A 16,316-nucleotide genomic window follows, 5' to 3' on the forward strand; every position below is an offset into this window, starting at 1 on the left:
TAACTTAATGTATTCTTTTTGTATTCCCATTTTTTATAATTTTTTCAAGCGATAAATTTAATTGCAACGTATATTCGTTATCTGCAGATGATTGCGCTTTACGCGGTTCAAACACTGAGCGTGGAATAATTCGTTCAGGGATACTGGTGATCTTAGAACGAACTTGGCCAGTTTCATTAGTTCTGCCAGATTGACGAGTAGAAGCCGACGTGCCCAATTCCTTTTTTAATGACTGTTCAATTTGTTCATTAATATTACCAGCGGTTCCAATTGTTGAGTCACCATTATGCGCATCCAATTCGTCCAAGTGGTACTTCACAATAATTGCGTTTAACTTATTACCGTAGTTCATATCGGTGGCATAGGTTGTTGCCAAAGCCATCGCTGCGTCACTGGCAGTAACCGCATTAGTCGTCCATGTTCCTGAATAATAATTAGGATCCACCAACGTACCATGACGCAATAAACTAGCATTGTCACGAATAGAAGCAACGATGCTTGGATATTTTTTAAATTGAGCAGCCGTCATATAATGTTTCCCTTTGGAGGTATATTCACCAGTACTCATTGTCACAGATTGTCCATTATAAGTCCCTTTAATTCCAAAATAATTATTTGCCTCAGTTGAAAGAGTTGAACGACCAAAATCACTTTCGACAATTGCCTGAGCCATCATTACTGAAGGATATAAGTGATTCTCTCGACTAACTTTTTGAACCGGTACTTTCAGACGATTAATAAAATCGCTTGATACACTAGCACCGGCTGAATGACCGTTGAAAAACAAAAAGCCAGCAGCTACTAGAAGGCAAACAGCCCCCTTGGCCAATAATTTTGTTAAATGAGATTTGATTCAAAAAACCTCCCCTGCTTTTTCTAATCCATATGCCAAAAAATAATTATACCTTAAAATGGTATGGAATCAATGGTCTGCTGTCAATTATGATAAAAACTTTGAAGATACCCAATATTTAGCATCCGACCCGGGGCAAGCAATTCGATACCATATTGACTTATCATTAATACGATAACCCATTTTATCAACTTTAACTTTTGTACCGACAGTTAACTTTACTTGAGCTAATTTATAATGCTTCATAAATTGACCGGAAGCACTAAAATCGGTGTACAAATAATTTGCCTTAGCAGCAGATGAAATAACCTTGTTTGCAGTAAAATCAACTTTTGCTACTTTTTCTGGGAAAGTAGCGACATTGACCCCCTCAATCCAGCTTTTGTTCTTGCCAATTTTAATTCGATACCATACATTCTGCCCTGTAGCTGTTTTGACAAGTGCCGTTTGATCTACACTGTATTTAGTCTTTGATTTTAAAGAACTGATTTTAGCGGTCTTCTTGGCTAATAACGGTGACCCCAATACATGATTATAAAGAAGCCCGTTTGTTGCCTTATTTGGTACAAGGCTACCACTTGTTGCCCCTGTATAAATTGTTGAAAACTGAAGTGCGGGTGCATAAACCCAAAAACGTTTAGATTTGCTATTTGGATAAAATCTGAACCGGTACCAATTTCCTGATGATTCCCTTTTGACCCCACGCATGTCTAAATAAACCGTTACTCGTTTCTTGACACCCAACGACTTCCAACTATAACGCTTCTCATTTGCACTGGATCCCTTTATATGATTATAAACATAATAGTTGGCATATTTTTTAGATAGCGGTACCGATTGTGCTGCACTGGCTTTGTAATATTTGACGCTGGAAAGTGTAGGTGTTGCATCTTGAGTTGTTGTGGTTACCGAGTTTGAACTATCACTACTGGAGGTACTACTACTCGAACTTGTAGAATCTGTCGCATTTGAAGAAGTAGACGCATCTGATGAGGATGATGAAGCCTGATCAGTTGTTTCGCCAAAAGTTTTATCCAAACCATACTGTTGAATAATCTTAATTGCTGGCAGTCGTGTTTTCCATTTGGCCGTTACTATTATACTCAACGGTTGGCATTGACACAGACTGCCCATTATAAGCGCCTTTAATCCCAAAAAAATTGTTGGCCTGCTGTGTAAGCTGACTTTGACCCCAACCGCTTTCAAGAGCCGCCTGTGCCATCATTACTGATCCGTAAAGATTATATTTGGCGGCTGCTTTTTTAACATCACCCTGATAGTCACTTATAAAACTGGTTGCTGATGACGCCTGCGCCGTTAAATATGTACAATGACCAGGAAAAGCTAATGCAAATATTGCGGATGCAGAAATCACTAGTGCAACCATTGCTAATTTAATAAATCTTCTCAACATTTCCACCCCTTGATTGACACTTCACCCTTATCATATTAGAAAATTGATGAAAAATGAAGCGTTTTAACCGTTAACTTTTGTATTTTCTTGATTGGCAACTTTATATAGTTTTCTAATAACTGCATATTATCTGTCATTTTAACACAAAATAATTGCCCAAAGCTTAAAACAACGTGTACGAAGATAAAATAATTTAGTCGATTCAAGAAATGTTTTAAGTATTCTAAGGGGTAAATAATATATGAAAGACCTCCTAATTTTTACTACCATCAATAGTTGTTCACAATAAAAAAAGCCGAACCAAAACTTACTTTTGATTAGACCTCTTAAATTAAACTTGTGAGGAAGCGAAGACTTTGTTACTAACCACTTCTCTAAATTTTAAAAATGTTATTCAACTGTGACACTTTTTGCCAAATTACGCGGGCGATCGACGTCCAAGCCCTTATTTAAACTTGTAAAGTATGCGATCAACTGTGCCGGAACAACACTCAGCAACGGTGTAATCATCTCATCTACGTCTGGAATGGTAATCGTATCATCCTCAAGGGCAAGACCACTGCGAACAATTGTGAAGGTCGAGGCACCACGAGACATTGTTTCCTGAAGGTTACTTCGCGTTAAATTAGCTGTTTTTTCTTGCGTAATAATGCCAACAACAGGCGTCCCTTCTTCAATTAAAGCAATCGTCCCATGCTTTAATTCACCAGAGGCAAATCCTTCTGCTTGTACATAAGAAATTTCTTTTAATTTTAGCGCAGCTTCCAGTGATACAGTCTGATCAATTCCTCGACCGATATAAAATGCACGAGGAGCAGGAACAAAATACTTTTTGGCCAAGTCTTCGATAATATCTTTTTCATCAATAATGGCCTGCATGCCTGTGGCAACTAATCCTAATTGCTGCCGAATATCAAAATCTTCGGCAATTGTTTGTTCCTTGGTTTCACCCAACGCTTTTGCCAGAATTGCTTCAACCGCAATCTGAGCTGTATACGCTTTAGTAGACGCAACTGAAATCTCAGGGCCGGCATGAAGCAGCATCGTATAAGTGGCTTCGCGGAAAAGCGTTGAGTTTTCAACATTGGTGATGGTCAAGCTCTTATAATCATGGGCATTTACATTCACCAAGACTTCACGACTGTCCGCAGTTTCCCCACTTTGAGATAAAAAGATAAAGAATGGCTTTTTTGAAAGCAACGGGTCATCGTACGCAAATTCCGAAGCAATATGAACTTCGGTTGGCACATGAGCCAACTTCTCAAATAGTTTTTTCCCAACCAGGCCGGCATGATAACTTGTACCAGCACCAACGATATAAATTCGATCAGCGTCATTTAATGCGTCAATTAAATTATCGTCAATATTTGGCTTACCGGATTCCTGGGTATAAAGTGCAGCCAACTTTCTCATCACATTAGGCTGCTCATCAATTTCCTTTAACATGTAATATGGATAAGGCCCTTTGTCGGTCTCACTTGCATCCATATCAACGTGGAATGGTTTACGCTCAACCTTGTTGTGGTCAGCATCTTCAATCTCAACTGAATCCGGCTTAACTGTGACAACTTCGCCATCATGAAGTTCGAGGAAATCATGAGTAACATTCAGCATAGCTGGAGCATCTGAACACACAACATTGCACCCGTCACCAAGTCCAATTAACAGTGGGCTCTTGTTTTTCGCAACATACAGTGTCTCGGGATCAGTACTGTCAATCAACAGAAATGCATATGAAGATCCCTTTAACAAGCTCAACGTCTTCAAAAAGGCCTGCTTGGTTGATAAGCCTTCTGTTTGAACAAAATGGTCTACCAGCTGAACAACGACTTCAGTATCTGTTTGACTCGCAAAAGTCGTATTGCTTAAATATTCTGATTTTAATTCTTTATAATTTTCAATAACGCCATTATGAACGAGATAAAATCTATGATCCTCGGAAAATTGAGGATGCGCATTTGCTTCGCTGACAACACCATGCGTTGCCCAACGTGTATGCCCAATTCCAACGGACCCATGAACGTCTGGTCCAACGGCGGCTTCTAACTCGGAGATACGGCCTTTTCGTTTGATTAAATAGTCTTTACCATTTAAGTCATTTACGTAGATTCCAGCAGAATCATAGCCACGATACTCAAGTTTTTCAAGGCCTTCCAACAAAATTGAAACTGCATTATCATTTCCGGTTACGCCAACAATTCCACACATTTTATATTCTCCTCAACAATCAAAATTGGTATATACACCATTAACTGTTATCCTTTTTCTATAACACGTATAATCTACACAATTACGAACAAAAAGTCAACTAATAGTTACAAATGGTATAGGACAATTATTCTTTTAAATAAAACCTAAGACTATCAGTATTTTTAAAACAAAATGAAAAGACTACCAATTATTTACGATAGTCTTTTCATACAAAATGATTTAATTTTATTTAATCAATCCCAATTTCTTCACGGACAACATCCGCAATTTTTTGAGTGTACTCATCAACCAAATCTTGAGTTGGTGCTTCAGTCATAACACGTAGCAACGGCTCTGTTCCGCTCGGTCGTACAAGGACCCGACCGTCACCATGCATCTCTTCTTCAACTTCTTTAATAGCTGCTTGAATTTTTTCATTTTGAAGACCATCTTTTTTATCGCGAACTTTTACATTGATCAGTCTTTGTGGATATTTTTTAATTTCGCTTGCCAGCTCAGAAAGCTTTTTACCAGTAGATTTCATGACTGATAACAACTGAAGGCTTGTCAGCATCCCATCTCCGGTTGTATTAAAATCAAGAAAGACAATGTGCCCAGATTGTTCACCACCAAGGTTATAACCGTCAGCATTCATCTTTTCAACCACGTAACGGTCACCAACCTGAGTTTTAACACTTGTCATACCGGCACGTTCCATTGCTTTGTACATTCCAAGATTACTCATGACCGTCGTCACAATCGTATTTTTCTTGAGTCGTCCCCGCTCAGCCATATATTTTCCACAAATATACATAATGGCATCACCGTCAACTAATTGGCCATTTTCATCCACAGCAATACAGCGGTCACCATCACCATCAAAGGCAATCCCAGCCTGAACACCCTTTTCAACAACCATTTTTTGTAGGTTTTCAGGATGAGTCGACCCAACGTGATCGTTAATATTTAGACCGTCCGGTGTCGTCGCCAACGTCTCAAAATCAATTCCCAAATCAGCATATAATGTCGTCACAAGTTTGCTTGTGGAACCATTTGCTGAATCAACACATACTTTTATCCCGGATAAGTCCTCCGAAATTGTTTGTTCAAGAAAATGAATGTATTTTTGGCTGCCTTCAAAATAATCACCAACAACACCAAGCCCTTCAGCTGCTGGTCTTGGTAAAATATCTTCTTGACGCTCAAGAATTGCTTCAATTTCTTCTTCCATTTCATCGGAAAGTTTATAGCCGTCAGCACCAAAAAATTTAATACCATTATATTCGACTGGATTATGAGAAGCAGTAATCATCACACCTGCATCTGCCCCCTGATTACGTACTAAATAAGCAACACCGGGCGTTGTAATAATTCCTAAATTCAAAACCTCGATGCCGACAGACAATAAACCGGCAATCAAAGCTTCTTGGAGCATTTGCCCAGAAATCCGGGTATCACGTGCGACTAACACTTGAGGCTGCTTTCTTTCCGAATGATGAGTCAAAACATAGCCACCTGCTCGACCACACTGAAAAGCTAACTCTGGGGTAAGTTCTTTGTTGGCAATGCCACGCACACCATCAGTACCAAAATACTTCATGAAAATTTCCTCATTTCAAATAAATTATTAGTTATTCCTATTAATCTTGACAGAAATCCGATCCGGATCAAAACCCTTCACATTGTTAAGTTTCGAATCCAGTTCAACATCTTTGGTTTTTGTCGTTCTAACATCACTGGTATCAACTTCGACTTTAATAGAATCCAGTTTTTTAAGCTGAGCCTGTGTGCCAAATACCCGAACACGCTTAGTAGCAGAGGTCAGCGTAAAGCTCTCGTTATCATCTGTAATTCCCTTTGGTTCCAACTTTATAGGAAGTTCTTTGCTATTGCCGGGGGTAATTGGTAAAGTAACGTCGGCAGTAGCCGGCGTAATTACAACATTAACCGTATTCTGCTTACTATCGAGTGCCTCAACAATTGCCTGGCTGTTAATCGATGATTTGGCGTTTTGGGGAACATTAAGCTGGGCAACAACTGTTTTGATTCGGTTAATTTGATCAGAAGCGCCGGTAATTTTAACATTCTTTACATCTGCTGAAGCGTTACCAGGCTGATATCCTGAAGCAATATTTTCTTTATTATATTTAACCTGTAACGGATAAGTAACCGTCTTTCTTGGTTGAATGTCAACTTTAATTGTAGCCGGTTCAAAACGATATCTCAAATCATTATTTAAACCTTCCTGCTGAATCCGCACCCGATGTGTCCCAACGCCAAGTTTGGAAAGGTCAGCATACACTTTAAAATTCTGAGTGTTGGCTGTTGTCGTAACTAAAGCTGAAGGCCCAGTTATATGAAGTTGAACTTTTTCAGGATAACCGGTCACAAAATATTTATTACTGTTTACAGTCAACGAAAGCTGTGAGGAGATCGTTGTAGATCGATTAGATGTCAATGACGTTGAATTACTGTTATTCTTAACTGAAGAGGTCGTGCTAGGCTGACTGCTGCCAACATACAAAAAGAGCAGAATTGCGAATACCAATGCAAGAAGCCGATAAGCCCAGTTATTAAGTAGAAATTTTTTCAAGATTACCGACCTCCCCGAAAATGACTGTCAATAAAGCTGACAACTGTATTGATAAATGTTCGATGATCCTGTTGGTCTGTATTGGTTAGAAGCTGATTTTGTAAATATTTTAGGTAATCATCCTGGGTCATTCCCCTTAACAGCTCGTTATTCTGGGTAATTGAAACTTCGCCGGTTTCTTCAGAAATAACAATAGTTAACGCATCTGTTAATTCAGAAATCCCAACTGCAGCTCGATGTCGTGTTCCAAGCTCTTTGGGAATTAAATTGCTTTGGGAAAGCGGCAGATATGCTGCAGCAACGGCAACACGATTATCTTTAATAATGACTGCACCATCATGCAAAGGCGTATTAGGAATAAAAATGTTAATCAGTAATTCACCACTCACGTCAGCATCCACATCAATGCCGGTTTCAATATATTCCTCAAGGCCGGTATTCATCTGAATTGTAATCAGCGCACCAATTCGCCTTTTGGACATGTATTGAATGGCCCTGTCAAGCGCCCTAATTAGTTTCTTTGCTGCTTCATTCTCCTTTTTACCTTTAACAAGCAGTGATCCACGACCAAGGTGCTCAAGACCCCGGCGAATTTCAGGTTGAAAAATAATCACCATCGCAATCACTCCCCAATTGATCACCTGGTCCATAATCCATGAGACAGTTGAGAGACCGACATAAACACTTACAATTTTAATAAGTGCAATGATGACAATTCCTCGAAGCAATTGAACCGCCTTAGTTCCTCGAATCATCAAAATTAAATTATAAATAATGAACCAAACGACTAAGATGTCAATTAGATTCGTCAAATTGTGGAGCGTAAAAAAGTCTGACCAGTTCATGGCGGTCTCCCCTCAAAATTTTTTCAAAAACATTATATCATTCAAATTGACTGAACAACTAATCATACCAAATTCTGTGATATGTTTAAATAAATTATAAAAAGTACTTATTCAACAAATTTCCGATAGCATTTATCGGTAAAAAATAGTTTAATTATTATTGTGATAGGAGGTTGTCAAGTTGAGTAATTTGAATAAATGGGTTGTTCGGACATGCTTTATTGTCTGGATCACTTTACTATACTTGTATTTAAGAACGCCTCCGTTTAACTTTTTGGTATTAAATACTTTTCTAGCCTATATTCCAATTGAATTAAGCTTCCACATCTCGATTGCAAAGCCTAAAAACGCGTTCATCTTTTGGTTGTTTGTCATCATCTGGCTACTTTTTTATCCCAATACCCCTTACTTATTAACGGATCTATTCCACCTATCTTTATTGGAACCTTATGGGGTTAATGGCCTTTTGAGATTAAACAATGTCATGTGGTTAAAATTTTCATTATTGCTTATATCAACACTATTTTCGACTTTGCTGGGTATGTGGGGATTAGAAAGAATTGCCGAGGCAGTTTCAGACAGGCTTCGAGTCCATAATACCATTTTTAAACATCTGCTCATCATCGGATTAACATTTGTGACATCCGTAGGTATCTTCATTGGTCGCTTTCTACGAATTCATACAATCTATTTAATCTTAACACCGGAAATGTTCATTAGGCCACTGCTAAACATGTGGAGTAAAGATGCAATCGTTTTTATCGGATTACTAACAATTGTCCAGCTGGTCTTCTTCTATACTCTAAAACTTGTGGTAGCATCGTCAACAAGCAAACAAAACTCACTAAACAAGTAAAGCCTGTGAAAAGCTAAAACGCTTTGACCACAGGCTTTTTTTGAATACAGGATAGGAAGTGACACTTTTTAAAACTTCTGAAAAACATTTTTAATAGCTTTTTAAAATAACCCGACTCAACTTAATCTGCATTTTGATAATCCATTATTAACACTGTTTCAGAATAATTAATATACTGTCTTAGATGCGCTGCCATTGCCCAATCAATGTGCCCCTGCTCCAATAATACCTGGACGCCCTCTCGTTCAGCGGCTAGCGCCTTGATTCGTAAATGTTGATATTGCATCGTGTGATCTTTGATCTGACGTTTACTGTGTTCCTTTGCTAGTTCAATTTGATTACGATAATGAATGATCAAATGGTAAACAGATTGACTATCGAAACGATTATTATCAATATCATCCCGAGCAAAATAACTCGACAATTCTTTAATAGCACCCTTTGCTTGCTCACGTTGAACCAACGCCAGCTCATCGGTAATATCATCCTTACTCTTACGTTGAATACGCCATAAGGAAACCTTATTTTTTAAACGAACCATTTGCTGAATTGACCCGCGACCCATGCGAGTTCTTTTGCCAATCGAATGAATCATGCGACGTTCAAGCCGCTGAAGACGTTCGTTGGCGACTAAAAAAGTTTCTCGAGAAATCTCTTTGGCATCAAATAATCTCTGAATGGCTGAACGTTCGCCCCGCAGGGCCACTCTTCTTATTGCCAGCTCGTCGGCAATAATCGAATCCATTTCTTTTTTATTTTGAAGTTTAAGCTCTAATCGCCTAATCAAGAACTGATAATCCAAGATTAGATCATAAGCCTCTTTTTGATTGTTGGGTCGTCTCTCCTCTTCGATTCGTTGAACAGCCAATTTCATAATATAAAGCTGAGCCTCATCATCAGAAATGTAATGAGAGCCATCATCTTCATCAGCTGCAGCAGCGTCAAGATCATCATCCCCGGCAAAGTTTGCCCGAGTTAATAGAGGTGCCTTATTTTCAGAAATCAATGGCAGCATAATGGTTGCGACCACTAAACTTATAATAATGACGCTTGCTGCGACAAACAATGCCAAGGAACGCGATGGAAAGGGCTGTCCGGTCGAAACGGCGACGGGAATAGACAGTACCCCAGCCATCGTTACCGCGCCTCTAACACCTGATAAACCGGCTAACAAGGCAGCTTTAAATGAATGCATTTGATTCTTAGTTTCGCCATGGCGTTTCCTGGTACGTAAACCACTTACAAATTGATATCCGTAAATCCAAATAACACGAATAGCCAACAAAATTAGCCAAGCCACAAACGAGATCCCAAACGCAGCAAACGTATTAATCTTATCGTTTTCAATCACATTGGTTGTTGCAATTGGCAATTCAATTCCCAAAATCAAAAAGACGATTCCGTTAAGTGTATAAATAATGATATCCCAGGTTTTTTCACTCACAAGCGTCAATTCCGGTTGACTGCGATCTGGTGCAGTCCCGTAAAAATGAAAAACAATTCCGGCAGCCACCACTGCTATCACGCCGGATGCATGAAATAACTCTTCAGTAATTAAGTAAACCACAAATGGTGTCGTAACCCGAAGAACTGTACTAAAAATAACGTCATTAATTCCTTGACGATAAAGCCAGTTTTCCACCATCAAAATAATTGCGATTACAATTACGCCACTTGCGAATCCCATAATACTGATATAGAAAAAATCAATTGCTGCAGCTTTGATCGAAAATACACCGGTTACGGTTGCCGCAATCGCATACTTAAAGGCAATCAAACCACTTGCGTCATTGATTAAACTTTCACCGCTAACAATATGCAGAACCGCCTCAGGTAGATTAGCTCTTTGAGAAATTGATTGAACAGCTACTGGATCGGTTGGTGATAAAATGGCTGCCAACGCAAAACTAACTGAAAACGGCATTGCGGGAATAAGGGCATGAAATAATAAACCGCCCAACAAAGTCGTCAGAAAAACCAATATAATGGCATTTGCCAAAATCGGTCCACGTAACTTCCACAGCTCCTTCTTCGGAAATCGTCGCCCATCATTAAAAAGAAGTGGTGCGACAAAAAGAAGTAGGAACCAGTCCGTTTCCAATGGAATTGATATATGAAGAACCAGCGCAAGGCCAAGGCCTAAAGCAACTTGGATTAAACTTACCGGAATTGCCGGAATAAAATGATCGATAACATTAGAAATAACCACTAACGTCATGAGTAATATGACCGCTTCAAGTATGTGCATTGATCCACTCCTCTTAATGATACTTGTATGAAACTCCTCATACCTAAAAAATGAGTTATTTCTATATCTATAAACTCTTTACTGATTCTTCACCAATAATTCGAACTTCTGTTTCTAAATGGACTCCGAATTTATCAAAAACGGTTTTTTGAACATGTGCAATGACATTTAAATAGTCCGTCGCCGTTGCATGATCAACATTAACAATAAAACCGGCATGCTTAGTTGATACTTGTGCACCACCAATTTGAAAGCCCTGAAGGCCGGCTTCATGAATAAGCTTTCCCGCAAAATATCCCTTTGGCCGTTTAAAAACACTACCACATGAAGGCAATTCCAATGGTTGTTTACTTTCTCTTAATTGATTTAAATGATTCATTTGCTTCTGAATTTTTTCAGCAATTCCGGAAGTTAGCGAAAATGTCGCGGAAAGCACAATTTGATGATTATCCTGAACACTGCAATGACGGTAACCAAAATCCAGCTGGTGAAAATCAAGATGAATAACCTTGTCATCAGACGTTAAAACTTCGGCGCCAGTGACAACGTCATCAATATCTCCACCATAAGCGCCGGCATTCATAAATATTGCTCCACCAACGCTTCCGGGAATCCCTGCTGCAAATTCGACCCCAGTTAATGACTGAGCCTGAGCGGCCTTAGTGACATCAATTAACGCAGCCCCTGCATCCGCAACAATTGTGTTATGATGACGAATTCTTATCTTATTCATCTTAGTCAAAATCATTGTTAATCCATGAATGCCACCATCCCTAACAATTAAATTACTTGCATTTCCAATAACTGTAACGGGAATACCATATTGATTTGCATAGGCTAACAGCTCCTGCGTTTGCCTGACAGATTCAGGAAAAGCTAATATATCGGCCGGCCCACCGGTCAATGTATGCGTGTATTTAGAAAGTGGTTCATTAAATAAAATATCGATATTTGGATAAATATCTGCTATTTCTTTATAATCGTTCATAATTAAATTCCTTACCTTCAAAATAGTTCATGATGATTTTTTAAGATTTTTCAAAACGTATAATTTTATTCTACCACGATTCAACTTTTCGATGTTACTCGGGAAAATGATGGGTTAAAGAAGTCTTTAGTTGCGATTGATGACGAACGTTTGTAAAATGGTAATCAGCAAATGAGGTGAAATAAAAATGAACTTCGCAGCAATGGACTTTGAAACCGCAAACGCCAAGCGGGCCAGTGCCTGCTCACTAGCCTTGGCAATCGTTAGAAACAATCAGGTCACCCATGAATTTTATTCGCTAATTAATCCGGAAACAGATTTTAGTTGGCGCAATATCAACGTCCATGGGATTCACAAACAAGATGTTGCCAATGCCCCTACTTTTCCTGAACTCTGGGATCATATTGCCCCATTGTTCACAGCAAACAAGTTGGTTGTTGCTCACAATGCATCATTCGACAATAGCGTTTTAAAACGCACACTTGAGCGTTATGACCTATTACTGCCACATTATTTGACGTTGGACACACTCAAAACGTCAAAACAATTTTATCCACAAATGGTTAATCATAAATTAAACACGGTTTGTGATGAGTTGCATATCGAATTGGAACATCATCATAATGCGCTTGATGATAGTGTTGCATGTGCCAACATTTTACTCACGCAACAGCAACAATTTGGAAATAGCGTTTTGAGAAACTTTGTAAAGGCCATTTAAAAATATCGAATGCGGGCAAAAATGATGCACTGCATTCGATATTTTTATTTCTTGTCATCCTTAACAGGTAATGACATGATTAAAATGGTTTGATTTTTGGATTCTTTACGACTGGCAACACTAAACCCCAGCTTTCGATAAATATGAACAGCCGCCTGATTATTTTCAAAAACTGCCAGCGTCAACGTATTTAACCTACTATACGAACGAGCCCAATCAACCGCCAAATCCATTAAATTAGTGCCAATGGTAAAGCCCTGATACTCCCTTAGTACGGCTACCCCGATTTCACCAGACTGCTCATCAATCCCATCTACTGTTACAATTCCAATAGGCATATTATCTAAAACAGCCAGTGCCATCAAATTTGTGTATGATTGATTGATCAGTCTAATTTGCTGAGATTCTAACTCTGCCGTAATTTCACCCAAATCCGAATCCACCATAAACGTATTGGATTCTTTTTGAAGCCGACTTAATAAAGTCAAAACATTTTGGGCATCACTGGGTTCAGCTAATCTGAAACTCACTTCATCCGACATTAAATCTCTCCTAAAAGTTTGGTCGTCAATTCTTCAAAACGATTCCCCTTTGGTTCAAAAATCATTGTTCTGACATTATCTCCTTTAGCATCATCCCGCTTAAAAATAATTCTCAAATAATCAGCAGGGATCTCGTCAGAAACAAATTTTGACCATTCAACAACATTAACACCATCACCATTAAAATACTCATCCAACCCAAGGTCATCACCGCCACCCTGCTCAAGGCGATAAACATCCATATGATAAAGTGGTATTCGGCCACTTTGATATTCTCGAATAATAGTAAAAGTCGGACTCTTAATAGGGCGCTCAATACCAAGTCCCTTACCCAATCCCTTTGTAAAAGTTGTTTTTCCGGCACCTAAATCGCCATCAAGTAAAATAAGATCTCTCGGCTGAAGAAATTGGGCAAGTTTTTCGCCAACTTCAATTGTTTGTTCGGCAGAGTTTACCGTTATCGTTTTTTTCAATCGATCATCACTTCCACTTTTAAATAATTATCTAAACCGTTTTATATAATACCACACACAATCAGTCAATTTTAACATTGTGACTAAATCGATAAATCCTGTTAAACGCAAAAGACCGGCAATTTACTTTTGTCGGCCTTTTTTCTCATATTAGGTTTATTGGATCATTTTTATAAATTAATTAAGACAACGTCTGGGCAGCCGTAATGATCGAAACTTTGTAGATATCTTCTTCATTACTACCACGGGATAAATCCGAAACCGGTTTATTTAACCCTTGTAAAATTGGTCCAATTGCTTCAAATCCACCAAAACGCTGTGCAATCTTATAACCGATATTTCCTGATTGTAGTTCTGGGAAAATAAAGACGGTTGCATGTCCCGCTACATTTGAACCTGGTGCTTTCTTATCAGCAACACTTGGCACAAAGGCAGCATCAAATTGCAACTCGCCATCGATTGGAATATCCGGCGCCTGTTGCTTAGCCAATTCAGTTGCTTCTTGAACCTTTGTAACCATATCACCCTTAGCTGAACCCTTAGTTGAAAAACTAAGTAAAGCAACTTTAGGATCAATATCAAATGTCTTAGCCACTTTAGCACTCTCAACGGCTACTTCTGCCAATCCGGCAGCATCCAAATCAATATTAATGGCACAATCAGCAAACAGATAACGTTGATCACCCTTTTGCATAATAAAAGAACCACTGATTAATTTAACGCCGGGCTTTGTTTTAATAATCTGTAAAGCCGGGCGAACCGTGTCACCAGTTGGGTGATTTGCACCTGAAACCATTCCGTCTATCTTGTCCATGTATACCAATGTCGTTCCAAAATAATTAGGATCTTTCAACCATTCACGGGCTTTGGCCTCATCAGTTTTGCCCTTTCGCCTTTCAACGATTGCCGAGACCATTGCATCAATTTGATCTTGAGGCTGATTTAGGTAATCAATAATTTGAACATCATTCAAATCAATGTTTGCGTCACCTGCAACCTGCTCAACCTCATTTTTATCACCTAAAATAACCGGTTTGATAAGACCATCCTTAGCCAACCGGCTTGCAGCACCGAGTACACGAACATCGTTACCTTCAGGAAAAACAATGCTAATATTTTTCCCGTTGATCTTTTGCTTGAGACTTTCAAATAGTTCCATGACAAAATCCTCCAATTCATGCAAAAATTACTTATATTAAGGTGTTTGGGTTACCTTTTCCGGTAATTGCCAATTAATCGGTTCTTCCCCCATCGCAATCAAAGCTTCGTTTGTTTTGGAAAATGGTTTAGAACCAAAGAAACCTCGATTTGCAGATAATGGACTTGGATGAGCAGATTGCAAAACAACATTGGTATCGGTATCAATCAACGCTATTTTATTACGGGCTGCTCTTCCCCACAAAATGAAGACTACCGGTTCTTCTCGAGCCGATAATTTTTGAATAGCGGCGTCTGTTAGTTGTTCCCAGCCTTTACCTTTATGAGAAAATGCTTGACCATTTCTCACAGTCAATACTGAGTTCAACAACAAAACACCCTGCTTCGCCCAACTTGTTAGACAACCATGATGAACAGGCTTAATTCCTAGATCAGACTGAAGCTCCTTATAAATGTTTTGTAACGACGGCGGTATTCTCACGCCCGGCATTACTGAAAAGCTTAGGCCATGAGCTTGATGCGGTTCATGATATGGGTCTTGTCCCAAAATCACAACTTTAACCTTGCTGAACGGCGTCAACTGAAACGCCTCAAAAATATGATTCATATCAGGATGAATATATTGTGTTTTATATTCAGAGATCAAAAATTGGCGCAACTGTTGATAGTATGCTTTTTCGAATTCCGGTTGTAAAACATCCCACCAATCATTTTTTATAAACGGTTTCATTCCCAACACCTCACGTTTTATTCTACCATATCCCTTTTCAAATAACATTAGCAACTATTTTTCCAATCCGTGGTAGAATGTTCTTAATAAACGAAAAGGAAATGTCTCTATGAGTCGAAAAATTCAGATCAATCTGTCCGAACTGGACCATACAAGATCATGCAAAATCATTGATGAATATAAAGACACGAAATATTTAATCGTTGGTAAGTGGGGGCTGGTTTCCGATACTTTCTCGGTCTACTCATTAACAGGGGATGTTCTGGCAGAGGTAAGGCAACAGTCCCTTGGCGTAACACCTCGCTTTGACCTTTTTTGTTTCAATCAATTTGTTGGAAGTTCAGTTCTGCATTTTTCAATGCATTATACAACTTTGTTCATCAACGGCATTAATTGGCTGGTCGTTGGCAATCAGGAAAAACAATCATATATAATTACCCATGGTCGACAAAAAATTGCCTCTATCAAATCATATGCACAAGCCGATCAAGTCATCCGGCTATTGAATGTTGAAAATATTGAGCATGAACCAATGGTGGCACTTATTTCAGCAATTCTAAATCACCCATCGCTGGTTCACACATCGAAACTAAAGTTACCGTCATTGGATAAATACCCTAAGGGTGCTAAACCCCAGTGGGGTGAATGCCATTTTTTAAAGAAATAAAAGATGGTGAATTTTATTTAGATTATGATAACAAAAAG

At 38.8% G+C, this 16,316-nt stretch carries 16 protein-coding genes; 3 read left to right on the forward strand and 13 right to left on the reverse strand.

Going from position 1 to position 16,316, the window contains the following annotated elements; all coding sequences use genetic code 11:
• Positions 1 to 4: 4 nt before the first annotated feature.
• The 7 genes from GQR93_RS08960 to cdaA all read right to left on the reverse strand — a co-directional run bounded on the left by GQR93_RS08960 (position 5) and on the right by cdaA (position 7,895).
• Complete coding sequence (locus GQR93_RS08960) at positions 5 to 829, reverse strand: glycoside hydrolase family 73 protein (RefSeq protein WP_159298745.1); 825 nt, start codon at positions 827 to 829, stop codon at positions 5 to 7.
• Between the two features lie 111 nt (positions 830 to 940).
• Entirely contained in the window at positions 941 to 1,960 is a 1,020-nt protein-coding gene (locus tag GQR93_RS08965; protein ID WP_003554498.1) for a hypothetical protein, read from the reverse strand.
• Positions 1,911 to 2,267 (reverse strand): glucosaminidase domain-containing protein, encoded by a 357-nt coding sequence (locus GQR93_RS15620; RefSeq protein ID WP_003554500.1) that lies wholly within the window; start codon positions 2,265 to 2,267, stop codon positions 1,911 to 1,913. The genes GQR93_RS08965 and GQR93_RS15620 overlap by 50 nt, the downstream gene beginning before the upstream one ends.
• Positions 2,268 to 2,657: 390 nt before the next feature.
• Positions 2,658 to 4,475 (reverse strand): glutamine--fructose-6-phosphate transaminase (isomerizing), encoded by a 1,818-nt coding sequence (gene glmS, locus GQR93_RS08970; RefSeq protein ID WP_003554503.1) that lies wholly within the window; start codon positions 4,473 to 4,475, stop codon positions 2,658 to 2,660.
• Positions 4,476 to 4,707: 232 nt separating this feature from the next.
• Entirely contained in the window at positions 4,708 to 6,057 is a 1,350-nt protein-coding gene (gene glmM, locus GQR93_RS08975; protein WP_003554505.1) for a phosphoglucosamine mutase, read from the reverse strand.
• A gap of 27 nt (positions 6,058 to 6,084) precedes the next feature.
• Positions 6,085 to 7,050: a CdaR family protein gene (locus tag GQR93_RS08980; protein WP_003554507.1), complete on the reverse strand. Its 966-nt coding sequence runs from the start codon at positions 7,048 to 7,050 to the stop codon at positions 6,085 to 6,087.
• Positions 7,051 to 7,052: 2 nt separating this feature from the next.
• Positions 7,053 to 7,895 (reverse strand): diadenylate cyclase CdaA, encoded by an 843-nt coding sequence (gene cdaA, locus GQR93_RS08985; protein ID WP_003554509.1) that lies wholly within the window; start codon positions 7,893 to 7,895, stop codon positions 7,053 to 7,055.
• A 181-nt stretch (positions 7,896 to 8,076) separates the two neighbouring features.
• On the opposite strand from cdaA, the gene GQR93_RS08990 reads away from it, so the two are divergent.
• Complete coding sequence (locus tag GQR93_RS08990) at positions 8,077 to 8,751, forward strand: DUF1361 domain-containing protein (protein WP_035444798.1); 675 nt, start codon at positions 8,077 to 8,079, stop codon at positions 8,749 to 8,751.
• 121 nt (positions 8,752 to 8,872) lie between these two features.
• On the opposite strand, the gene GQR93_RS08995 is transcribed toward GQR93_RS08990, so the two are convergent.
• Together GQR93_RS08995 and murB are read right to left on the reverse strand one after the other, a co-directional pair.
• Entirely contained in the window at positions 8,873 to 10,999 is a 2,127-nt protein-coding gene (locus tag GQR93_RS08995; protein WP_159298746.1) for a cation:proton antiporter, read from the reverse strand.
• Between the two features lie 67 nt (positions 11,000 to 11,066).
• A complete protein-coding gene (gene murB / locus GQR93_RS09000) occupies positions 11,067 to 11,987 on the reverse strand; it encodes a UDP-N-acetylmuramate dehydrogenase (protein ID WP_003554516.1) in 921 nt (306 codons plus the stop codon).
• 187 nt (positions 11,988 to 12,174) lie between these two features.
• On the opposite strand from murB, the gene GQR93_RS09005 reads away from it, so the two are divergent.
• Positions 12,175 to 12,708, forward strand: coding sequence for a 3'-5' exonuclease (locus GQR93_RS09005; protein WP_003554518.1), 534 nt, complete (start codon positions 12,175 to 12,177; stop codon positions 12,706 to 12,708).
• A gap of 44 nt (positions 12,709 to 12,752) precedes the next feature.
• On the opposite strand, the gene GQR93_RS09010 is transcribed toward GQR93_RS09005, so the two are convergent.
• From GQR93_RS09010 to GQR93_RS09025, 4 genes are all read right to left on the reverse strand, one after another.
• The gene (locus tag GQR93_RS09010; protein WP_003554520.1) at positions 12,753 to 13,250 is read right to left on the reverse strand and encodes a GNAT family N-acetyltransferase; all 498 of its coding nucleotides are present in this window, start codon (positions 13,248 to 13,250) and stop codon (positions 12,753 to 12,755) included.
• The gene (tsaE, locus tag GQR93_RS09015) at positions 13,250 to 13,723 is read right to left on the reverse strand and encodes a tRNA (adenosine(37)-N6)-threonylcarbamoyltransferase complex ATPase subunit type 1 TsaE (protein ID WP_003554521.1); all 474 of its coding nucleotides are present in this window, start codon (positions 13,721 to 13,723) and stop codon (positions 13,250 to 13,252) included. Before tsaE ends, GQR93_RS09010 begins: the two co-directional genes overlap by 1 nt.
• 181 nt (positions 13,724 to 13,904) lie before the next feature.
• Complete coding sequence (gene pta / locus GQR93_RS09020) at positions 13,905 to 14,882, reverse strand: phosphate acetyltransferase (protein WP_003554523.1); 978 nt, start codon at positions 14,880 to 14,882, stop codon at positions 13,905 to 13,907.
• 36 nt (positions 14,883 to 14,918) lie between these two features.
• Positions 14,919 to 15,611: a uracil-DNA glycosylase gene (locus GQR93_RS09025; protein ID WP_035444801.1), complete on the reverse strand. Its 693-nt coding sequence runs from the start codon at positions 15,609 to 15,611 to the stop codon at positions 14,919 to 14,921.
• 109 nt (positions 15,612 to 15,720) lie between these two features.
• Between GQR93_RS09025 and GQR93_RS09030 the strand changes: the two genes are divergently transcribed.
• Complete coding sequence (locus GQR93_RS09030) at positions 15,721 to 16,278, forward strand: LURP-one-related/scramblase family protein (RefSeq protein WP_003554526.1); 558 nt, start codon at positions 15,721 to 15,723, stop codon at positions 16,276 to 16,278.
• Positions 16,279 to 16,316 lie beyond the last annotated feature (38 nt).

This window comes from Lentilactobacillus hilgardii (genome assembly GCF_009832765.1).
Classification (GTDB): domain Bacteria; phylum Bacillota; class Bacilli; order Lactobacillales; family Lactobacillaceae; genus Lentilactobacillus; species Lentilactobacillus hilgardii.

Coding starts and splice junctions, on each gene's coding strand:
- GQR93_RS15620 (WP_003554500.1), bottom strand. CDS start 2,267: ATGTTGAGAAGATTTATTAAATTAGCAATGGTTGCACTAGTGATTTCT.
- glmS (WP_003554503.1), bottom strand. CDS start 4,475: ATGTGTGGAATTGTTGGCGTAACCGGAAATGATAATGCAGTTTCAATT.
- glmM (WP_003554505.1), bottom strand. CDS start 6,057: ATGAAGTATTTTGGTACTGATGGTGTGCGTGGCATTGCCAACAAAGAA.
- cdaA (WP_003554509.1), bottom strand. CDS start 7,895: ATGAACTGGTCAGACTTTTTTACGCTCCACAATTTGACGAATCTAATT.
- GQR93_RS08995 (WP_159298746.1), bottom strand. CDS start 10,999: ATGCACATACTTGAAGCGGTCATATTACTCATGACGTTAGTGGTTATT.
- murB (WP_003554516.1), bottom strand. CDS start 11,987: ATGAACGATTATAAAGAAATAGCAGATATTTATCCAAATATCGATATT.
- GQR93_RS09005 (WP_003554518.1), top strand. CDS start 12,175: ATGAACTTCGCAGCAATGGACTTTGAAACCGCAAACGCCAAGCGGGCC.
- GQR93_RS09010 (WP_003554520.1), bottom strand. CDS start 13,250: ATGTCGGATGAAGTGAGTTTCAGATTAGCTGAACCCAGTGATGCCCAA.
- pta (WP_003554523.1), bottom strand. CDS start 14,882: ATGGAACTATTTGAAAGTCTCAAGCAAAAGATCAACGGGAAAAATATT.
- GQR93_RS09025 (WP_035444801.1), bottom strand. CDS start 15,611: ATGAAACCGTTTATAAAAAATGATTGGTGGGATGTTTTACAACCGGAA.
- GQR93_RS09030 (WP_003554526.1), top strand. CDS start 15,721: ATGAGTCGAAAAATTCAGATCAATCTGTCCGAACTGGACCATACAAGA.